This window comes from Mycolicibacterium vinylchloridicum (assembly GCF_013404075.1).
Classification (GTDB): domain Bacteria; phylum Actinomycetota; class Actinomycetes; order Mycobacteriales; family Mycobacteriaceae; genus Mycobacterium; species Mycobacterium vinylchloridicum.
Window position 1 is genome coordinate 38166 of the sequence record NZ_JACBJQ010000013.1, and the last position, 18526, is coordinate 56691.

Genomic DNA, 18526 nt, shown 5'->3' on the forward strand with positions numbered 1-18526 from the left:
GCCCCGTATCGAATTGTTCATCAGTTAGTAGCACCGAGACTGTCGCAGGAGCCTCGGACATGATTGGATAAGGGCGGTCGCAGCTTCTGTGTTCGTGTTCCAAACACTCGCAGGATCGACGTTGCGATCGCGGTTCCTGCGAGGGTCTGTAGGTCGGGTGAGTTCCGACGACTCCACGAAGGATGGCGGTCGGAACGGGCCCGGTTTGCCGAAAACTCGGTCGACCGCTCCCGGTTGGAAGAGAAGGAAAGTACGAAAGATGCCACAGGGAACTGTGAAGTGGTTCAACGCCGAGAAGGGTTTCGGGTTCATTGCACCCGAGGACGGCTCTGCCGACGTGTTCGTCCACTACACGGAAATTCAGGGGTCGGGCTTCCGCACCCTTGAGGAGAACCAACGGGTCGAGTTCGAGGTCGGTCAGAGCCCCAAGGGACCGCAGGCCACAGGCGTGCGCGCAGTCTGATCAACAACGACATCAGGAAACACCCCCGAGCGTCCCGGTGACGGGCATCGGGGGTGCTTTCGTTTGCGGCCGTTCCGCGCGGGACTCGCCACGCCCGCCGGTAGCCGCACGGCTGCTGGTCGCCGACTGCCTTACTGTCGAATCGTGAGCCAGCTGTCCTTCTTCTCGGCTGAGTCGGTGCCGCCTGCGGTCTCCGACCTCACCGGGTTGCTTGCGGCCGCTGGACAGGTGGTGATGGTCGGTGGCGGGGCAAGGCTGTCGGTGGTGGTCGACGAGCCGTGGCGCGCGCAGGCGCTGGCCGAGATGATCACCGAGGCGGGGCTGGACGCCGAGGTCACCCGCACCGACGAGGAAAATCCGCTGGTGCGCACCGCGGTCGACGTACGACTGGTGGGGATCGCCACCGAATGGACCCGGGGTGCGGTCAAGACGGTTCCGCCCCAATGGCTGCCCGGCGCCCGTCAGCTGCGGGCGTGGACCCTGGCCGCCGGCGTCCCGGAAGCCGACCGTTATCTGTTGGGTTTGGACCCGCACGCCCCCGATACACATTCGCCGCTGGCGTCGGCGTTGATGCGGGTGGGGATTGCACCGACCCTGATCGGCACTCGGGGCGCCCGCCCGGCCCTGAGAATAAGTGGTCGCCGACGGCTATCGCGCCTGGTAGAAACCGTTGGGGAACCGCCGAATCTGATAGAGGCGTTGTCAGCGTGGCCCAGAGTCTGACACATTCCCCTGCGAGGGTCGGTTTGCGTTGACCGGTTCGGAGTGCGAAATTGTCAGGTGCCCGCGGGTCGGGGGTACCTGTGGGCAAGACAGAAGTGGAGCGTAAGCGCAGTTGGCTGACGACGGAACCCGCCGAAGTGGCGGCAATGGGAACGTCCGGCGGCTCGTCATCGTCGAGTCGCCCACCAAAGCGCGCAAGATCGCCGGTTACCTGGGCTCCAACTACATCGTCGAGTCGTCCCGCGGCCACATCCGTGACCTGCCCCGCAACGCCGCCGACGTGCCCGCCAAGTACAAATCCGAGCCCTGGGCCCGCCTCGGCGTCAACGTCGAGGACAACTTCGAGCCGCTCTACATCATCAGCCCCGATAAGAAGAGCACCGTCACCGAGCTCAAGGGCTTGCTGAAGGACGTCGACGAGCTCTATCTGGCCACGGACGGTGACCGGGAGGGTGAAGCCATCGCCTGGCACCTCCTGGAGACGCTCAAGCCGCGCATCCCGGTCAAACGGATGGTCTTCCACGAGATCACCGAGCCCGCGATCCGCGCTGCCGCCGACAATCCCCGCGACCTGGACAACGACCTGGTCGACGCGCAGGAGACCCGACGCATCCTCGACCGGCTCTACGGCTACGAGGTCAGCCCCGTGCTGTGGAAGAAGGTCGCCCCCAAACTGTCGGCCGGCCGGGTGCAGTCCGTGGCCACCCGGATCATCGTGCAGCGCGAACGCGACCGGATGGCGTTCCGCAGCGCCGCCTACTGGGACGTGATCGCCGAACTCGACGCGAGCGTCTCGGACCCGAACGCCGCCCCGCCGCGGTTCACCGCCCGGCTGGTCAACGTCGATGGCAAGCGAGTGGCCACCGGCCGGGACTTCGACTCCCTCGGCGTGGTCCGCAAGCCCGACGAGGTCGTGGTGCTCGACGAGGCCGCAGCGGGCTCGCTGGCCACCGGTTTGCAGGCGTCCAGCCTCACCGTCGGCTCGGTCGAGGAGAAGCCTTACACCCGTCGACCGTATCCGCCGTTCATGACGTCCACGCTGCAGCAGGAGGCGGGGCGCAAGCTGCGGTTCTCCTCCGAGCGCACGATGAGCATCGCCCAGCGGCTCTACGAGAACGGCTACATCACTTATATGCGGACCGACTCCACGACGCTGTCGGAGTCGGCCATCAACGCCGCGCGCAATCAGGCGCGTCAGCTCTACGGCGACGAGTACGTGCACCCGTCGCCGCGGCAGTACACCCGCAAGGTCAAGAACGCTCAGGAGGCGCACGAGGCCATCCGGCCCGCCGGTGACACCTTCGCCACCCCGGGCGCCTTGCACCGCGAGCTCGACAACGACGAGTTCCGGCTCTACGAGCTGATCTGGCAGCGCACCGTCGCCTCGCAGATGGCCGATGCCCGCGGCACGACGCTGAGCCTGCGCATCAACGGAACCTCCGCCGAGGGACGCGAGGTCACCTTCGCCGCCAGCGGGCGCACGATCACCTTCGCCGGTTTCCTCAAGGCCTACGTCGAGACCGTCGACGAGCTGGCCGGCGGTGAGGCCGACGACGCCGAGAGCCGGCTACCCAACCTTCGGCAGGGCCAGCGCGTGGACGCCACCCGGCTGACCGCCGACGGGCACACCACCAACCCGCCCGCCCGCTACACCGAGGCGTCCCTGATCAAGGCGCTCGAAGAGCTCGGAATCGGGCGTCCCTCAACGTATTCCTCGATCATCAAGACCATCCAGGACCGGGGCTACGTCCACAAAAAGGGCAGCGCGCTGGTGCCGTCATGGGTGGCGTTCGCGGTCACCGGGCTACTCGAGCAGCACTTCGGGCGACTGGTGGACTATGACTTCACCGCCGCCATGGAGGACGAGCTCGACGAGATCGCCACCGGCCAGGAGGCTCGCACCAACTGGCTGACCAACTTCTATTTCGGTGGCGAGCACGGCGTGGCGGATTCGATCGCCCGCGCCGGCGGGCTCAAGAAGCTGGTTGGCGTCAATCTCGAGGGTATCGACGCTCGAGAAGTCAACTCCATCAAGCTTTTTGACGACGAAGAAGGCCGCGCGATCGTGGTGCGAGTCGGCAAGAACGGCCCGTATCTGGAGCGGATGATCACCGGCGAAGACGGTGAGCCCAAACCGCAACGGGCCAACCTCAACGACGACATCACCCCCGACGAGCTGACCCTGGAGTTGGCCGAAACCCTCTTTGCCACACCGCAAGAGGGCCGCACGCTCGGCGTGGATCCGGAGACCGGTCACGAAATCGTCGCCAAGGACGGCAGATACGGGCCGTACGTCACCGAGGTGCTGCCCCCGCCGCCGGACGATGACCCGGGCGTCACTGCCAAGAAGGGTAAGAAGCCGACCGGCCCCAAGCCGCGCACCGGCTCGCTGCTGCGTTCGATGGATCTGCAGACCGTGACGCTCGAGGATGCACTCAAGCTGATCTCGCTGCCGCGGGTGGTCGGCGTGGATCCGGCCAGCGGCGAGGAGATCACCGCGCAGAACGGCCGCTACGGGCCATACCTCAAGCGCGGCACCGACTCTCGTTCACTCGCCACCGAGGACCAGATCTTCGACATCACCCTCGAAGAGGCCCTGAAGATCTACGCCGAGCCCAAACGCCGTGGGCGGCAGGGCGCAGCGGCGCCACCACTGCGGGAACTCGGTGTCGATGCGGCCTCGGGCCAGCCGATGGTGATCAAGGACGGGCGATTCGGCCCGTACGTCACCGACGGTGAGACCAATGCCAGCCTGCGCAAGGGTGACGACGTTCTGAGCATCACCGATGAGCGGGCTTCCGAGCTGCTCGCCGACCGTCGTGCCCGCGGCCCGGTCAAGAAGAAGGCTCCCGCGAAGAAGGCGGCGCGCAAGAAGGCCCCCGCCAAGAAGGCCTGACGGACTAGACGCTTTCGCTCTCGCTGGCCTGGCTGGTTTCGCTCGGCAGCACCAGATTCACCGGGCGGGCCAGCTGGGTGGGTGCCCGTCGGCCGCGCAGCTCGACGATCTCACCGACGTTCCAGCACAAGGCTTCTGCGTCGAGCGCGCCGCTGACGGCGATCGCCGAGGCGAGCACGTGACCACCCTCGATCTTGGCCAGCTCGGTCAGCCGGGCGGCCTCGTTGACCGGGTCACCGATCACGGTGTACTCGAAGCGGGCCTGTGCGCCGATGTGCCCGGCGATCGCCCGGCCTGCCGAGACCCCGATCCCGAAGTCCGTCTGGCCCAGCACGCCGACGAGTTCGTCGTGAAGTTCCCGGGAGGCGGCCAGCGCCGCACCGGAGGCGTCGGGGTGCTCGATCGGCGCACCGAAGATGCACAGCGCCGCGTCGCCCTGGAATTTGTTGACGAAGCCGCCGTGCTTCTTGACGGTCTCGACCACCACCCGGAAGAACTCGTTGAGCATGCTCACGACCTCGCTCGGCGGTCGCGACGCGGCCAGCTGCGTCGAGCCGACCAGGTCGACGAACAGCACCGCCACGTCGCGTTCCTGGCCACCGAGCTCGGTGCCGCGCTCCAGGGCGCGGCGGGCGACGTCTTCGCCGACATAGCGGCCGAACAGGTCGCGCAGCCGCTGCCGTTCGCTCAGGTCCCGAACCATGTCGTTGAACCCGGCCTGCAGTAGGCCCAGCTCGCTGGCGTCGTAGATCTGCATGTGGGCGTTGTAGTTGCCGCGCTGCACCTCGCCGAGTGCCCAGCGCAGCTGGCGCAGCGGGTCGGCGATCGACATGGCGGCCAGCACATTGCCGGCCATTCCGATGACCAGGGCGGCGACGGCCATCAGCAGGATCGGGGTGGACAGGGCGTCGGCTGAGGCCGCCAGGAGCGAGAACTTGCTGGCGACGATCGAGAGGATGATGGCCAGCAGCGGAACCCCGGTGGACAGGATCCAGGTCAGCACCAGCCGCTGGATCACACCGGGACGGTGGAACTTCTCCGGCACCCCGCCGCGCAGCGCGGCGACGGCGACGGGCCGCAGCACGCGCTCGGACTGCAGGTAGCCGATGATCGAGGTGGCGGCCGCGCCGAGCAGTGTGGACACCGCCAGGACGGGCGCGGCGTGGCTGGCCACCGGCCAGCTGGCGGCGATGAACACCACCGCCCCCACGAGCCAGTTGGTCATGCTGATCACCGAGCGGTAGATCGGCATCCGCAACGCCCGCAACCGGGCCGCTTCGGTGACGGCCGGGTCGTCCTCGGCCAACAGTGCGTCGCGACGTTGCCAGCGGAAGACCGGAACGAGCAGCTTGAGGCTGACGAACGCGCCCAGGGTGAACGAGACGAACAGATAGCTCAAGAAGATGACCAGGTTCAGGGTCGGCAGGTCCTGCAGCATGACCCGATCCGACGGCGGCAGCCCGAACCGGAGGAAACCGAGGACCAGCAGTGCGCCGATGATGTCGGCTTGCAGCATGCCCAGGGAAAACACCGGCCACGGGGTGCGCGCAACCCACCGGACGAATCCACTGATTCGCCCCGGGCTGAGCTGCGCGGTGGTCACCAGCCCACCGTATCGGTACAGAGTGACCGATCAGTGCCTTCAGAACCCGGTGGGCAGCGGTTGTGTCGTTGCTGAGCACTAGTGTTTGAGGCGATGTCCGGAGTTTTCGCGCGGCTGGTGGGCCAAAGCGCCGTGGAATCAGAGCTCGTCGGCGCCGCACGGGCGGCGCGGGGTGATTCCGCTCACGATGGCCTCGCCACCGGGACCATGACGCATGCCTGGCTGATCACCGGTCCGCCCGGATCGGGGCGCTCGGTGGCCGCGCAGTGCTTCGCGGCGGCCCTGCAGTGCACCGCTGACGGCACGCCGGGGTGCGGGGAGTGCCGGTCCTGCACGACGACGATGGCGGGCACCCACGGCGACGTCCGGCGCATCATCCCCGAGGGTCTGTCGATCGGTGTCGACGAGATGCGCAACATCGTGCAGATCGCTTCGCGACGGCCGAGTACCGGCCGCTGGCAGATCGTCGTGATCGAGGACGCCGACCGGCTCACCGAGGGTGCGGCCAACGCCCTGCTCAAGGTCGTGGAGGAGCCGCCGCCGTCGACGGTGTTCCTGCTGTGCGCACCGTCGGTCGATCCCGAGGACATCGCGATCACCCTGCGGTCCCGGTGCCGGCATGTGGCGCTGGTGACGCCGCCGACTGATGCGATCGCGCAGGTGCTGATCGACAACGACGGCCTGTCCCCCGAGGACGCGCAGTGGGCGGCCTCGGTCAGCGGCGGTCACGTCGGGCGGGCGCGGCGGCTGGCCACCGATTCCGCTGCCCGCGACCGCCGCACTCGCGCGCTCGGGCTGGCCCGGGATGCCGCCACGCCGTCGCGGGCATACGCGGCGGCAGAAGAGCTCGTGGCCACCGCGGAAGCCGAGGCCAAGGCGCTCAATGCCGGTCGCGACGAGGTCGAGGCCGAGGAGCTGAAGACCGCTCTGGGTGCCGGCGGCACCGGCAAGGGCACCGCGGGCACGCTGCGCGGAGCCACCGGGGCGATCCGAGACCTCGAGAAGCGGCAGAAATCGCGCCAGACCCGGGCCTCGCGTGATGCCCTGGATCGGGCGCTGATCGACTTGGCGATGTACTTCCGGGACGCGCTGATGGTGGCCAACGGCGCCGCGACGGTGGTTCCCAATCATCCCGACATGGCCGAACGGGTGGCGGCCATGGCGGCGCACGCGTCGCCGGAGCGGCTGCTGCGCTGTATCGAGGCGGTCCTGGCGTGCCGGGAGGCGCTGGCGACAAACGTCAAACCCAAGTTCGCGGTCGATGCACTGGTGGCGACCGTGGGTCAAGCACTCCGTTCAGACCTGTAGACTCACTGCTCGGTCCTCACGGGGCCGCGCCACCTTAGCTCAGTCGGTAGAGCGATTCACTCGTAATGAATAGGTCAGGAGTTCGATTCTCCTAGGTGGCTCCGCTATGCCTTGCCGAGTTCCTCGGCGGCGATATTGCGCGCCGTGGCGGCCGCCGGGAAACCGGCGTAGCCGCTGGAGTGGTAGATGACCTCGGCGATCTCGTCCTCGGTCAATCCGTTCTGCTTGGCGATGCGGAAGTGGGCCTTCATCTCGTCGCCCGCCCGCAGCGCGATCAGGATGCCCAGCGTCACCAGGCTGCGGTCCCGGCGGCTGAGCCCGTCGCGGGTCCACAGCTTGCCGAACACGCTCTCGACTCCGATCTCCATCAGTTCCGGGGCGAAGCCGCCGAATTCGACGTCGCCGTCGGGCAGTGTGCCGGGCAGCATCTCCCGGAAAACACGTAGACCATCCTCACGCAAGTTAGACATGCAAACTACTTTGGCACATCGCGGGTCGGCGAGAGTAACGCCAGGGCGAAAAATGAGCCCTGGCGGCGCCGTGGCGTCACTGTCGCGGCGCCAGGTACCCCACCGGCCCTGAGGCCAGGCACAACGACAGCGCCGCGGTCGTGGCCCGCACCGTGATCGCGTCGCCGGCTCCGGGCAGCCTGACGAAGACGCGGTTCAGGCCGGGGTGCACCGGCACCTTGATCTCGGGCCCCTCGGTCAGCGACATCTGCATCGAGCCCTCGCTATTGGCCAGGTAGTTGATCTCGGCCGTCCAGTCCGCGGGCAGCAGTGGCCCGTCCAGCGGCATCCGCACGGCTGCCTCGGGTTGCACGAAATACCCGCACCCGGGCACCGGGCCCACGACGATCGTGCGCGTCCAGGTGACATTGGCGTCCACGAGTCGTCCGCCCGAGTCGAGCATGCGCAATTGTGTTGTGTACTTGGTGAATTCGGGCCGGTCGTGAATCAGCGCGAACATGTGGCTGGCCAGGTTCTCCGGGTAGGCGACCCGTTGCAACACCAGTGGGTCCACTTCCTGGTCGAGCATCGGTGCCGACGACGACGCCCGCGCCTGCGCCAGCCCGCGAATCGCGTTCTGCAGGTACGGCTGTGCCGGGTTGTCTCGCCAACTGGTCAAGAACGTCGACGTCGAGTACAGGCTGCTGGCCGCGAACGCCACCACCGCTGCCGCCACGACCGCGGTGCGGGCGCGCGACACATTCAGCCAGCCCGACGTCGCCCGGTTCGGCGCGCAGAAGCCCACCGCGGCGAGCACGGTCAGCACGATCACCAAATCCGGGAAGTAGCGCAGCGTCTGGGCCAGCTCCAAGGCGGTGAACTTCGATGAGCGCAGCAGATAGATCGGGATCTGGCAGGCCATCGCATACCCGGCGGCCACCGCCCAGACCAGGCCGATGCGCCGCTTGCGGACCAGCGACACCGCGAGGACCGCGGCCAATACCAGCCAGCCCAGCACCATCACCGAAACCGGCGGGACGGCCCACGGCGACGCGGGCGCCCACCGCTGCCAGTCCCACGGCCCGCCGACCAGTCCTGGGACGATCCCGTGAGTGACCGAGCGGCGCAACAGGTCCCACGTCATCGCCAGATCCGAGCTCCATCGCCGGTGATCGACGACGAACAGGTACACCGCAACCCACGCCACCGTCACCGCCAGCGCGGGACCCCACAGCCCCACGCCGCGGCGCCACACCGTCCGCAATGCGGCTCCGTCGCCCTGCACGTGGTGCAGCAGTGCAACCACCGCGAACGCGACGAACGGGATGACCGCGGCCTTCTCGAAGAACAGCAGACCGCCGCCGAACACCAGCAAACCGGTGCTCGCATAACGCCGATTCCCGGTGCGCACCAACAGGATTGCATCGGCACACACCCAGGCCATCGCGGCCAGCATCGGCAGCGAGTTCAGAGCCGCTGCCCACCAAGCGAATCCGGGCACCCCCAGTGGGGTGAACAGGGCAAAGCACAACGGAATCAACAGCACCGGACGCCAGCCGAGGATGACGTGCAGGGCGCGTAGCACCGACAACGACACCAGTAGCTGCAGGACCACCAGGCTGACCGCAGGCCATGTCCACACCAGCGGCGCGAGCCGGGTGATGATGCCTGCCACCAGAAACGCACCCGGCATGACGTGCCCGTCGTGGTCGTCGAACAGATACGAGGGGGACAGCAGATTCTGGGTGCCGGCCCGGCCGACCAGGATCAGGTCGTCCCAGTAGAAGTAGCCACCGAAGGCCAGGACCGCGCGGACGACCAACTGCACCGCGATGAGGACGACGGCCGCGGCAGCGACCGGTGGCATGCGCGCCACACGGATCGGAACTGCCATCGGCTCGACTGTACTCACCTGACGGTAGGGTGACCGCTATGCAGGTACTGGTCACGGGGGCGGCCGGCTTCATCGGCTCGACACTGGTCGATCGACTACTCACAGATGGTCACACCGTCGTCGGGCTCGACGATCTGAGCCGGGGGCGCATCGAGAATCTCGCGGGGGCCGGCGCCACCGGCAGGTTCGAGTTGGTCGAGGCCGATATCGCCAGCGCCGACCTGATCGGGCTGTTCGACAAGCACAAGCCGGAGGTCGTGCACCACCTGGCCGCGCAGATCGACGTGCGGCGCTCGGTGGAGGATCCCGAGTTCGACGCGGCGGTCAACGTCGTCGGAACGGTGCGGTTGGCCGAGGCGGCCCGCCGGGCCGGGGTGCGCAAGGTCGTCCACACCTCCTCGGGCGGGTCGATCTACGGTGTGCCGACGAACTACCCGACCAACGAGACCACCCCGGTCGACCCTGCCTCGCCCTACGCGGCCAGCAAGGTCGCCGGCGAGATCTACCTCAACACCTACCGGCACCTCTACGGCTTGGACTGCTCGTTCATCGCACCCTCCAACGTCTATGGCCCGCGCCAGGATCCGCACGGCGAGGCCGGGGTGGTCGCGATCTTCGCGAACGCGATGCTGGCGGGCCGTCCCACCAAGGTGTACGGCGACGGGTCGAATACTCGCGACTACGTCTTCGTCGACGACGTCGTCGACGCCTTTGTCCGGGCCTCGGGGACCGGCGGGTGCGGGCAGCGGTTCAACATCGGAACCGGTGTGGAGACCAGCGACCGCAAGCTGCATGCGGTGGTCGCCAAGGTCGTCGGCGCGCCCGACGATCCCGAGTTCGCACCGGCGCGGCTGGGTGACCTCAAGCGGTCGTGCCTGGATGTCCGCAAGGCGGAGATGGTGCTGGGCTGGCATCCACAGGTGCACCTCGAAGAGGGCATCGCCCGGACCGTCGAGTACTTCCGCAACTAACGTTCCGGGGTGCGCGCGCCGTCGAGCGCGACCGCGCGGGCCAGCCGGGCGTACTTCAGCTCGAGCTCCTTGAACCGCAGATAGGTGCTCATCGTGGTGAACACGAACGCGATGATCAGCGCGTAGGTGAGCAGGTCGGCGCCCCGTCGCACACCCAGCCAGTTGGCCAGCACCGTGGTGTCGTCGGGCCGCAGGATCGCGTAGACGGCCAGGACCACGAACACCACGTAGCCGACCTTGACCCACGCCTTGGCCTTGGCGTTGGTGCGCGCGCGCAGCAGGTACACCAACAGTGCGATCACCGCCGCGATCAGCAGCACCTGGATCCAGTTCATCGGCGCATCCTTCCGCGCAGGAACCCGTCGAAGACGATGTTCACCCCGTTCAGCAGCGGCTGGCCCTTGGACATCGAGTACTCGGTGTAGAGGATCTCGACGGGCTCTTCGGTTACCCGCCAATGGTTTTCGGCGATCAGGGTGATGAACTCGGTAGCGTGGCTCATGCCGTTCATCGTCAAGCTGAGGTTGTCGGCCACCGTCTTGTTGAACACCCGCAGCCCGTTGTGCGCGTCGGTCAGGTGCAGCCGGTGACTACTCGGGCTCAGGACGGCGGCGGTGCGCAGGATCAACCGCTTCAGCGGCGGGGTCTGGCTGACGGTGCCGCCGGCGAAGCGGGTGCCGATGACGATGTCGACGTCACCCTTGGCCAGCCGGTCGATCATCACGACGACGTCCTTGACGCGGTGCTGTCCGTCGGCGTCGAACGTGACGAACACCGCGGCGCCGGGTTGGCTGCGGGCGTACTCCACACCGGTCTGGATGGCGGCGCCCTGCCCGAGATTCACCGGATGGCGCACCACATGGGCGCCCGCGCGCAGCGCGATATCGGAGGTGTCGTCCCGGCTGCCGTCGTCGACGCACACCACATGGTCGAAGACTCCGCGCAGGTCGGCTATGACGTCGCCGATGACCTTCGCTTCGTTGAACGCCGGCACGATGATCCAGGCGTCGGGGTAGGGCGTGTCGATGTCCACAAGGTACACGCCAAGCATTGTCGGTTCAGCGTGCGGCGCGGGCCAGCGCCGCCAGGTGTACGACGATGCCGACCAGCGGCCCGCACAGCAGGGCCACCACGGTGCGGTCGGTCAGGGCCATCGGCAGCGTCAACAGCACCGTGGAGGCGACGGTGGCTCCCACCCAGCCGATCGAGTAGGCCCGGTGCAGCGCCGCTGCCACGGTCGCGGCCCCGGTCACGGTCAGCAGTGCGATCGCCACCGCACCCGCGGTCAGCCAGGCCAGCAGCGGCCCGCCCGGACTGTATTCGTCGCCGAACGCGACCCGGATCAGCCATGGTCCGAGCAGCCCGGCGGCCAGCACGCCGACGGCGCCCAGCCCGACGACGACGGCCGCGGGGGCGAGCAGTGCCTTGAGGCGATGCCCGCGGTGGTCGACGAAGTGTGCGATCAGATTGCCCTGCATCGCGGTGAGCGGCACCAGCAGCGGCGCCCGCGTCAGCGTCACCGCCAGGATCACCACGCCGCCTGCCGCGCCGAGGTCGCCGCCGGAGGTCGCCTTGAGGAGCACCGGGAAACCCATGACGAGGATGGCGCTGGCGCCGGCGGCGGCTATCGAGTGCCCGGCCCCGCGCAAGAAGGTCGCGGTGCCGCCCGGTGTGCGCAGACCTGCCGCAGTGCGCGCACTCGGGGAGACCACCAGCAGCAGCAGCCAGCCCACCGCACCGGCCACCGTGGCCCACAGGAAACCGTCGAGGCCCCACCCGAGGGCGAATGCCACCGCGGCGACCGCCACCCGCATGACGGCGTCGATCACCATCAGCACGCCGTATCCACCCCAGCGTCCGGTTCCGGCGAGTAGACCCAAAAGTGTTGCGTGGAGGCAGAATCCAGCCAGTCCCACGCAGAGAAGCGCTACCGACAGCGGTCGGGAGTCGCTGAACACGTGCGGCGCCCACAGCGGAGATGTACCGGCCATGGCGACGGCGGCCACCAGGCCGACACCGGTCGCCACCCGCATCGGGTGCGTGCGTGGCCCCTCGGCGATCTCGACATAGTTCGCCGACCGAACCTCCCGGGTGGCCTCTTGCAGCAGCCCGTAGGCCGCGCCGTTGACCAACCCGAACGCTCCCCAGAACACGCCGAATACCGAGAAGCCGGCCGGATTCAGGGCACGTGCAGCCAGATAGAGCACCGCGTATCCGCACACCGCCGAAATCGCGGTTGCCGCCCCGACGCGCGCCACGCTGCTACGGGTGATCGCCCCGGTCCCCCCGATCTGGTCGGCACCGGTGGCGCTCAGCGCCTCGAAGGAGGCGCCCGCATCGGTCACAGCCGCGGCACCTCGGTCGAGTCCAGCCAGGCATCCCACAGCGGACGCAACGAGACGTCGGCGTAGTTGGCGGCAAGACCTTTGAAATCGTCGGTCACCACCGTGCTGTGCTTGTAGCGTTTCGTCCAATCCCGGAGCAGCGCAAAGAATTTCTCGTCACCGATGGTGCCGCGCAGCACGTGCAGGGTGAGTGCGCCGCGCTTGTAGACTCGGTCGTCGAACATGTCCCGCGGGCCCGGGTCGGACAGCAACAGATTCTGCGGCGAGTTCGCCAGCTTGGCGTGATAATGGCGGGCCCAGTGTTCGGCGGTCTGGCCGCCGGAGTTCTCCGACCACAACCATTCGGCGTAACAGGCGAATCCCTCGTGCAGCCAGATATCGCGCCAGCGGCGCACCGTCACACTGTTGCCGAACCATTGGTGTGCCAGTTCGTGGGCGATCAACCGTTCGGATCCGCGCTTGCCGTCGCAGTGGTTGGCGCCGAAGATCGAGATGCCCTGTGCCTCCAGCGGTATCTCGAGATCGTCGTCGGTCACCACCACGGTGTAGCCAGTGCTCAGCGGGTACGGCCCGAACAGTTTGACGAACAGCTTCATCATCTGTGGCTGGCGCTCGAAGTCGTGAGCGAAGTTGGCGCGCAACCGATCTGGTAGCACAGCCTGCATCGGCACCTGAGCCTTGGGCAACTTGTTGGCGCCGTACATGCCGATCTGCAACGTCACCAGATAGGTCGACGTCGGCTCTGGCTGTTCGTAGGTCCACACCGTGTGCGCGGCGCGAACGCGGCGCGACACCAGCTCACCGTTGGCCACCGCACGGTACGGGCTGTCGGTGCTGATCTGGATGCGGTAGCTGGCCTTGGCGCTCGGGTGGTCGTCGCAGGGGAACCACGAGGCTGCTCCGTTCGGCTGCCCGGCGACCAACGCTCCGTTTGACAGCTCCTCGAAACCGACTTCGCCCCAATAGCTTCGGATGGGCCGGGGCGAGCCGCCGTAGCGGACCTGGATCGCCATCGCCGCACCGGCAGGCAGCGGCGAAGCCAGTGTGATGTGCAGCTTGCCATGTGATGTTCCGAAATGGGATGGCCGGCGGCCGTTGACCGTCACCTTCGTCACCGCAAGCGCATCGGACAGGTCGAGCGTGAACGTCTGCAGTGAGGCCAGCGTCGCGGCGGTGATCGTGGCCGTTCCGCTCAGCCGATTGATCGCGACCTTGTATTCCAGCTCCAGCTCGTAGCGTGAGACCCGATAGCCGAAGTTGCCGTTGTGCGGCAGGTACGGGTCGATGACGGGCGGGCCGCCCTTCTTGGCGGCCTTCTTGACGGGACGTTTCACGCGGCGCTGCCCTCGGGTTCGCGGGCAGGCTTGTCGTCGCGTGGCTTCTTTCGTGAAAGCACCCATGGTGCAATGGGATTGCCCTGCCAGCGGGTCGACGGCGGTACCTCGTCGCCGCGCATCACCAGCGAGGCCGGGCCGACGGTGGCGCCGGCGCCGAGCTTGGCGGCTGGGAGCGCGACGCAATGCGGGCCCAGGGTGGCGCCCTCGTCGAGCACGACGGTGTCCATCCGCATGATCCGATCATGGAACAGATGCGTCTGCACCACGCAGCCGCGGTTGACGGTACTGGCGCGCTGCAACGTCACGAGGTCGGCCTCGGGCAACCAGTACGTCTCGCACCACACCCCGCGGCCGATCTTGGCCCCGAGCGCGCGTAACCACAGGTTCATCACCGGGGTGCCGCTGGCCGCGCGGGCGAACCACGGTGCGGCGACCGTTTCGACGAACGTGTCCGACACCTCGTTGCGCCACACGAAGGATGACCACAGCGGGTGTTCTTCGGTCCGAATCCGGCCCACCACAAGCCATTTGGCGGCAACCGCGATACCACCGGCGATCGCACCCGCCGCGAGCAGCACGAGCCCGCCGCCGAGTGCGGCCCAGCCGTAACCGAAGCGGACCGCCAGCGTCTGCAGCGATATCAGCACCGCCACCCCGATCGCGAAGGTGACGATCACCGGGATCAGCCGGCACGTCTCGACGACGGAGCGCATGATCTTCAACCGCATCGGGGGGCTGTAGGTCAGTGCCGCGTCGGCCTCGTCGGCGTGGCGGCGCAACCGGATCGGCGGACTGCCCAGCCACGACGAACCGGCCTTCGCCTTGTACGGGGTGGCCGAGAGCACCGCGACCAGACCGTCGTCGGGCACCCGCCGGCCCGGCTGGGTGATCCCGGAGTTGCCCAGGAATGCCCGCTTGCCGACGGTGGCCTTGGCCACGTGGATCCAGCCGCCGCCGAGCTCGTAGGAGGCGACCATGGTGTCGTCGGCCAGGAACGCACCGTCCTCGACGACGGTGAACTTCGGTGTCAGCAATGCGGTCGAGATTTCGGTGTTGCGGCCCACTTTCGCGCCGAGGAGGCGTAACCACCACGGGGTGAGCAGGCTGGCGTAGACCGGGAAGAGGTAATTGCGGGCGGCGTCCATCAGCCGTTCGGTGGCCCACAGCTGCCAGCCGACCCGGCTGCGCACCGGGTGGTAGCCCTCGCCCAGGCCGATCGCCAGGATCCGCACACCGACGACCGTGATGGCGGCGTACACGACCAGGGAGACCAGAGCGGCCACCGGAATCCACGGCGCGGCGGCGCCGATCGCCGACAGCAGTGTCGCGCTGTGCCGCGCGGGCCACACCAGCACGGCGAGCCCGGCCGCCAACGCCACCAATGGAACCGCACCCAGCAGCACCGACGTAACGCCGTACATCGCCACCCAGTGGGCTCGTCGCTCCGGCCGGTGCTCGGGCCACGGGTGGCGGGCCTTGCCGGATTTCACTGCCGGCGAACCTTTCCAGTACTGCCCGTTCTTGACCTTGCCGACGACGCCCGAACCGGGTGCCACGTCGGCGTTCTTACCGATCACGGCACCGGGGAACAGCGTCGTGCGGGCGCCGATGGTGGAGTCGTTGCCGACGGTGATCGGGCCGACCTGGAAAAGGTCGCCGTCGATCCAATGCCCGGTCAGGTCGACCTCCGGTTCGATGGATACCCGGTGACCGAGCGTAAGCATCCCGGTCACCGGTGGCGCCGAGTGCAGATCCACGCCTTTGCCCACCTTGTTACCCAGCGCCCGTGCGTAATACACCAGCCATGGCGCGCCCGCGAGGTTCTCCGCACCGCTGGCATCGGCCAGCCGTTCGGCCAGCCACACCCGAAGGTGCTCCGATCCGCCGCGTCGGTAGGTGCCCTGTTCCAGACCGGACAACAACATCCGCGCGCCCAGCACAGCGATGCCCATCCGGCCGAATGGGCTGATGAACAACACGAAGGCCACCGCCACCAGCCACCAGTTGACGGTCACCAGCCACGGCAGCGGATGCAGCGCGGCGGCCACATTGTTGACCAGTGCCAGCCAGGTCACCCACTGCAGGCCGGTCAGCGTGGCCAGCGGCACCGACAGCAGCACCTGCGCGGCCTGCGTCGACACCGGTGTCGGCTTGACGTCGCGCGGGGTGACCACCGGTGGCGGAGCGAGTTCTTCGAGGAACTCGGCCAGCGACCCGAGCCGCGGGTGGTCGTAGAGCTGGGCCACGGTCAGCTGCGGGTAGCGCTCACGCAGTGCGGCCACCAGCTGCGCGGCCGACAGGGAACCGCCGCCGAGGGCGAAGAAGTCTGCCTCCGGGCCGTCGACCACCGCACCCAGCACATCGCGCCAGAGCCCGGCCAGCCAGCCCATGGTGCCGCCGAGATCCGGCTCTTGATCCTGGTAGCCCGGCGGCGGCCAGGGCAGGGCGTTGCGGTCGACCTTGCCCGACGTCCTGGTCGGCAGCTCCTCGAGCAGCACCAGTCGCGGTACCAGGGCTGCCGGCAGGCTGTCGGTGAGGTGCGCCCGGGCGGCGGCGAGGTCAAAGTTCGGGTCGGCGCTCGCGATGTACCCGACCAGCATCGGGGTGCCGCTGGCGGTGCGCCGGACCGCCGCCGCGCCGCCCCTGACCCCGGGCAGATGGACCAGCGCCGTGTCGACCTCGCCGAGTTCGATGCGACGCCCACCGACCTTGACCTGGTCGTCGGCGCGGCCCTGGAAATACAGTCCGTCGGCCTCCAGCCGAACCAGATCACCGCTGCGGTAGGCGCGGGCCCATCCCAGCGTCGGCATCGGCGCGTACTTCTCGGCGTCCTTCTCCGGATCCAGGTAGCGGGCCAGCCCGACACCGCCGATCACGAGCTCGCCGACCTCGCCCACCGCGACCGGGGCGCCCTCTTTGTCGACGACGGCCAGGTCCCAGCCCGGCAGGGGTCGGCCGATGCTGACCGGGCTGCGCCCGTCGAGGCGCGCCGCGCTGGCCACCACTGTGGCTTCCGTCGGTCCGTAGGTGTTCCACACCTCGCGGCCCTCCACCGCCAGCCGCTCGGCAAGCTCGGGCGGGCAGGCTTCGCCGCCAAAGATCAACAGCCGCACCGCTTCCAGTGCCTCGGCCGGCCACAGCGACGCCAGGGTCGGCACCGTGGACACCACGGTGATGTCCCGCGACACCAACCACGGCCCGAGGTCCATGCCGCTGCGCACGAGCGCGCGCGGTGCGGGCACCAGGCAGGCGCCGTAGCGCCAGGCCAGCCACATCTCCTCGCAGGAGGCATCGAACGCCACCGACAAGCCGGCCAGTACCCGATCGCCGGGTCCGATCGGATTGTCCTGCAGAAACATTCGTGCTTCGGCGTCGACGAACGCCGCCGCGTTGCGGTGCGTCACCGCAACACCCTTGGGGGTGCCGGTGGATCCGGAGGTGAAAATGATCCAGGCGTCGTCGCGGCCCAGGGGAGCGGTGGCGCGCCATCCGCGGGAGGACCCCGGCCCGCGGGTCAGACCCGCTTCGGTGATGATCGCGACCACCCCGGCCTCGCCGAACACCAACTGGGCCCGCTCGTCGGGGTCGTCGGCGTCCACCGGGACGTAGGCCGCGCCGGCGGCCAGCGTCGACAGGATCGCCACGTACAGGGCGTAGCTGCCCGACGGCATCCGGATGCCGATTCGGTCGCCGCGGCCGATACCGCGCGCCGCCAGCCACTCGACGCTCTCCTCGATGTCGGCGATCAGCTCGGCATAGGTGAGCTGCACCGCTCCGTCGTCGATCGCCGCTGCCTCCGGGAAGCGGTTGGCGGTGTCGTAGAGGATGTCGATGAGGGTGCGCGGGGGCGGCGCCTGCTCCGACAAGAGGTACTGCGGGGGAATCTCCGGCATCGCCACGAATGAGGATCCTAGGCCGCGCGGTTTACATCGGGGTGTGGGACGCGGCCGGTGCTCCGCCGCGGTTGCCCGCGTGCGCTGACCTGTTCCTGACGATGGTCGCCGGCCCGATCAACACCCGGCCGGCCGGCAGACGCTGAGGTCCATCGCGTTCGCGTCCGCGTGAGTGGAACCATTGCCGGCCCTTCACCGTGTCCTTAGCGTGGCCGACATGCCGGAGTTGCGGGTGTTCATCGCCGAGACCGACGGCGCGTGGGAGGAGTTGACCGCAGGTGAGCGCCAGGTGGTGCGGATCAGCGCCCCGGACCTGCAGGAAGCCGCCCGCCGGCGCCGCAGGCTGCCCGCCGACGTCGCCGTCATCCTCGACCTGACGGTGTCGGTTGCCGACGATCCGCGCACCGCACTGGCGGCGATTTCCGGCCACGACGGTGAGGTGGGAGTGCGCTACGCCGGTACGGTCGACGGGCTTGCCGGCCTGGTCGCCGACCTGTACGTGGCCGGGGTGGCCGACGGGGTGACCCTGATTCCGGTCGGTCCCGACGAACTGCGTCCGCGGGCGCGCATTGCCCTCAGCCGGATCCAGGACCGATTGCGGATCCGGGCCGCCTGAGCGGCGGGCCTCCTACCCTGGAGCGGGG

15 protein-coding genes and 1 tRNA gene are annotated in these 18526 nt (G+C 68.4%); 8 read left to right on the forward strand and 8 right to left on the reverse strand.

From position 1 onward, the window contains the following. Window positions 1–259: 259 nt before the first annotated feature. From HPC46_RS13180 to topA, 3 genes are all read left to right on the forward strand, one after another. A complete protein-coding gene (locus HPC46_RS13180; RefSeq protein WP_005138711.1) occupies window positions 260–463 on the forward strand; it encodes a cold-shock protein in 204 nt (67 codons plus the stop codon). A 144-nt stretch (window positions 464–607) separates the two neighbouring features. Beyond that, window positions 608–1186 carry a hypothetical protein gene (locus HPC46_RS13185; RefSeq protein WP_179470460.1) on the forward strand — a complete coding sequence of 193 codons (579 nt, stop codon included), beginning with the start codon at window positions 608–610 and terminating at the stop codon, window positions 1184–1186. A 112-nt stretch (window positions 1187–1298) separates the two neighbouring features. Beyond that, the gene (topA, locus tag HPC46_RS13190; protein ID WP_179470462.1) at window positions 1299–4082 is read left to right on the forward strand and encodes a type I DNA topoisomerase; all 2784 of its coding nucleotides are present in this window, start codon (window positions 1299–1301) and stop codon (window positions 4080–4082) included. A 4-nt stretch (window positions 4083–4086) separates the two neighbouring features. Here topA and HPC46_RS13195 read toward each other — a convergent pair whose 3' ends face one another. After that, complete coding sequence (locus HPC46_RS13195) at window positions 4087–5685, reverse strand: adenylate/guanylate cyclase domain-containing protein (RefSeq protein ID WP_179470464.1); 1599 nt, start codon at window positions 5683–5685, stop codon at window positions 4087–4089. Between the two features lie 93 nt (window positions 5686–5778). Between HPC46_RS13195 and HPC46_RS13200 the strand changes: the two genes are divergently transcribed. Together HPC46_RS13200 and HPC46_RS13205 are read left to right on the forward strand one after the other, a co-directional pair. After that, complete coding sequence (locus HPC46_RS13200) at window positions 5779–6993, forward strand: DNA polymerase III subunit delta' (RefSeq protein ID WP_179470466.1); 1215 nt, start codon at window positions 5779–5781, stop codon at window positions 6991–6993. A 28-nt stretch (window positions 6994–7021) separates the two neighbouring features. After that, window positions 7022–7094, forward strand: a tRNA-Thr gene (locus tag HPC46_RS13205). A 3-nt stretch (window positions 7095–7097) separates the two neighbouring features. On the opposite strand, the gene HPC46_RS13210 is transcribed toward HPC46_RS13205, so the two are convergent. Together HPC46_RS13210 and HPC46_RS13215 are read right to left on the reverse strand one after the other, a co-directional pair. Further along, window positions 7098–7463: a carboxymuconolactone decarboxylase family protein gene (locus tag HPC46_RS13210; protein ID WP_179470468.1), complete on the reverse strand. Its 366-nt coding sequence runs from the start codon at window positions 7461–7463 to the stop codon at window positions 7098–7100. A 76-nt stretch (window positions 7464–7539) separates the two neighbouring features. Next, window positions 7540–9336 (reverse strand): hypothetical protein, encoded by a 1797-nt coding sequence (locus tag HPC46_RS13215; protein ID WP_218894103.1) that lies wholly within the window; start codon window positions 9334–9336, stop codon window positions 7540–7542. A 38-nt stretch (window positions 9337–9374) separates the two neighbouring features. Here HPC46_RS13215 and HPC46_RS13220 point away from each other — a divergent pair, with 38 nt between their 5' ends. Next, a complete protein-coding gene (locus HPC46_RS13220) occupies window positions 9375–10307 on the forward strand; it encodes an NAD-dependent epimerase/dehydratase family protein (protein ID WP_179470470.1) in 933 nt (310 codons plus the stop codon). On the opposite strand, the gene HPC46_RS13225 is transcribed toward HPC46_RS13220, so the two are convergent. Genes HPC46_RS13225 through HPC46_RS13245 form a run of 5 tightly spaced genes read right to left on the reverse strand, consistent with a single transcriptional unit; the run spans window position 10304 to window position 17882 of the window. Continuing rightward, entirely contained in the window at window positions 10304–10642 is a 339-nt protein-coding gene (locus HPC46_RS13225) for a DUF2304 domain-containing protein (RefSeq protein WP_005138726.1), read from the reverse strand. The genes HPC46_RS13220 and HPC46_RS13225 overlap by 4 nt on opposite strands. After that, window positions 10639–11358, reverse strand: coding sequence for a polyprenyl-phospho-N-acetylgalactosaminyl synthase PpgS (locus HPC46_RS13230; RefSeq protein ID WP_179470472.1), 720 nt, complete (start codon window positions 11356–11358; stop codon window positions 10639–10641). The genes HPC46_RS13225 and HPC46_RS13230 overlap by 4 nt, the downstream gene beginning before the upstream one ends. 7 nt (window positions 11359–11365) lie before the next feature. After that, window positions 11366–12652 carry a polysaccharide biosynthesis protein gene (locus HPC46_RS13235; protein ID WP_407665499.1) on the reverse strand — a complete coding sequence of 429 codons (1287 nt, stop codon included), beginning with the start codon at window positions 12650–12652 and terminating at the stop codon, window positions 11366–11368. Next, window positions 12649–13986, reverse strand: a complete 1338-nt coding sequence (locus tag HPC46_RS13240) for a M1 family metallopeptidase (RefSeq protein ID WP_179470474.1) — start codon at window positions 13984–13986, stop codon at window positions 12649–12651. Before HPC46_RS13240 ends, HPC46_RS13235 begins: the two co-directional genes overlap by 4 nt. Further along, entirely contained in the window at window positions 13983–17882 is a 3900-nt protein-coding gene (locus HPC46_RS13245) for a Pls/PosA family non-ribosomal peptide synthetase (RefSeq protein WP_179470659.1), read from the reverse strand. Before HPC46_RS13245 ends, HPC46_RS13240 begins: the two co-directional genes overlap by 4 nt. Before the next feature lie 8 nt (window positions 17883–17890). Here HPC46_RS13245 and HPC46_RS13250 point away from each other — a divergent pair, with 8 nt between their 5' ends. Together HPC46_RS13250 and HPC46_RS13255 are read left to right on the forward strand one after the other, a co-directional pair. Continuing rightward, a complete protein-coding gene (locus HPC46_RS13250) occupies window positions 17891–18028 on the forward strand; it encodes a hypothetical protein (RefSeq protein WP_179470476.1) in 138 nt (45 codons plus the stop codon). 71 nt (window positions 18029–18099) lie between these two features. Continuing rightward, window positions 18100–18498, forward strand: a complete 399-nt coding sequence (locus HPC46_RS13255; protein ID WP_179470478.1) for a hypothetical protein — start codon at window positions 18100–18102, stop codon at window positions 18496–18498. The last annotated feature ends 28 nt before the right edge of the window (window positions 18499–18526 follow it).

What these genes read in the sequence shown, in the direction of transcription:
- HPC46_RS13210 (WP_179470468.1), bottom strand. Translation starts at nt 7,463, where the DNA reads ATGTCTAACTTGCGTGAGGATGGTCTACGTGTTTTCCGGGAGATGCTG.
- HPC46_RS13200 (WP_179470466.1), top strand. Translation starts at nt 5,779, where the DNA reads ATGTCCGGAGTTTTCGCGCGGCTGGTGGGCCAAAGCGCCGTGGAATCA.
- HPC46_RS13230 (WP_179470472.1), bottom strand. Translation starts at nt 11,358, where the DNA reads ATGCTTGGCGTGTACCTTGTGGACATCGACACGCCCTACCCCGACGCC.
- HPC46_RS13215 (WP_218894103.1), bottom strand. Translation starts at nt 9,336, where the DNA reads ATGGCAGTTCCGATCCGTGTGGCGCGCATGCCACCGGTCGCTGCCGCG.
- HPC46_RS13220 (WP_179470470.1), top strand. Translation starts at nt 9,375, where the DNA reads ATGCAGGTACTGGTCACGGGGGCGGCCGGCTTCATCGGCTCGACACTG.
- HPC46_RS13180 (WP_005138711.1), top strand. Translation starts at nt 260, where the DNA reads ATGCCACAGGGAACTGTGAAGTGGTTCAACGCCGAGAAGGGTTTCGGG.
- HPC46_RS13255 (WP_179470478.1), top strand. Translation starts at nt 18,100, where the DNA reads ATGCCGGAGTTGCGGGTGTTCATCGCCGAGACCGACGGCGCGTGGGAG.
- HPC46_RS13245 (WP_179470659.1), bottom strand. Translation starts at nt 17,882, where the DNA reads ATGCCGGAGATTCCCCCGCAGTACCTCTTGTCGGAGCAGGCGCCGCCC.
- HPC46_RS13250 (WP_179470476.1), top strand. Translation starts at nt 17,891, where the DNA reads ATGAGGATCCTAGGCCGCGCGGTTTACATCGGGGTGTGGGACGCGGCC.
- HPC46_RS13225 (WP_005138726.1), bottom strand. Translation starts at nt 10,642, where the DNA reads ATGAACTGGATCCAGGTGCTGCTGATCGCGGCGGTGATCGCACTGTTG.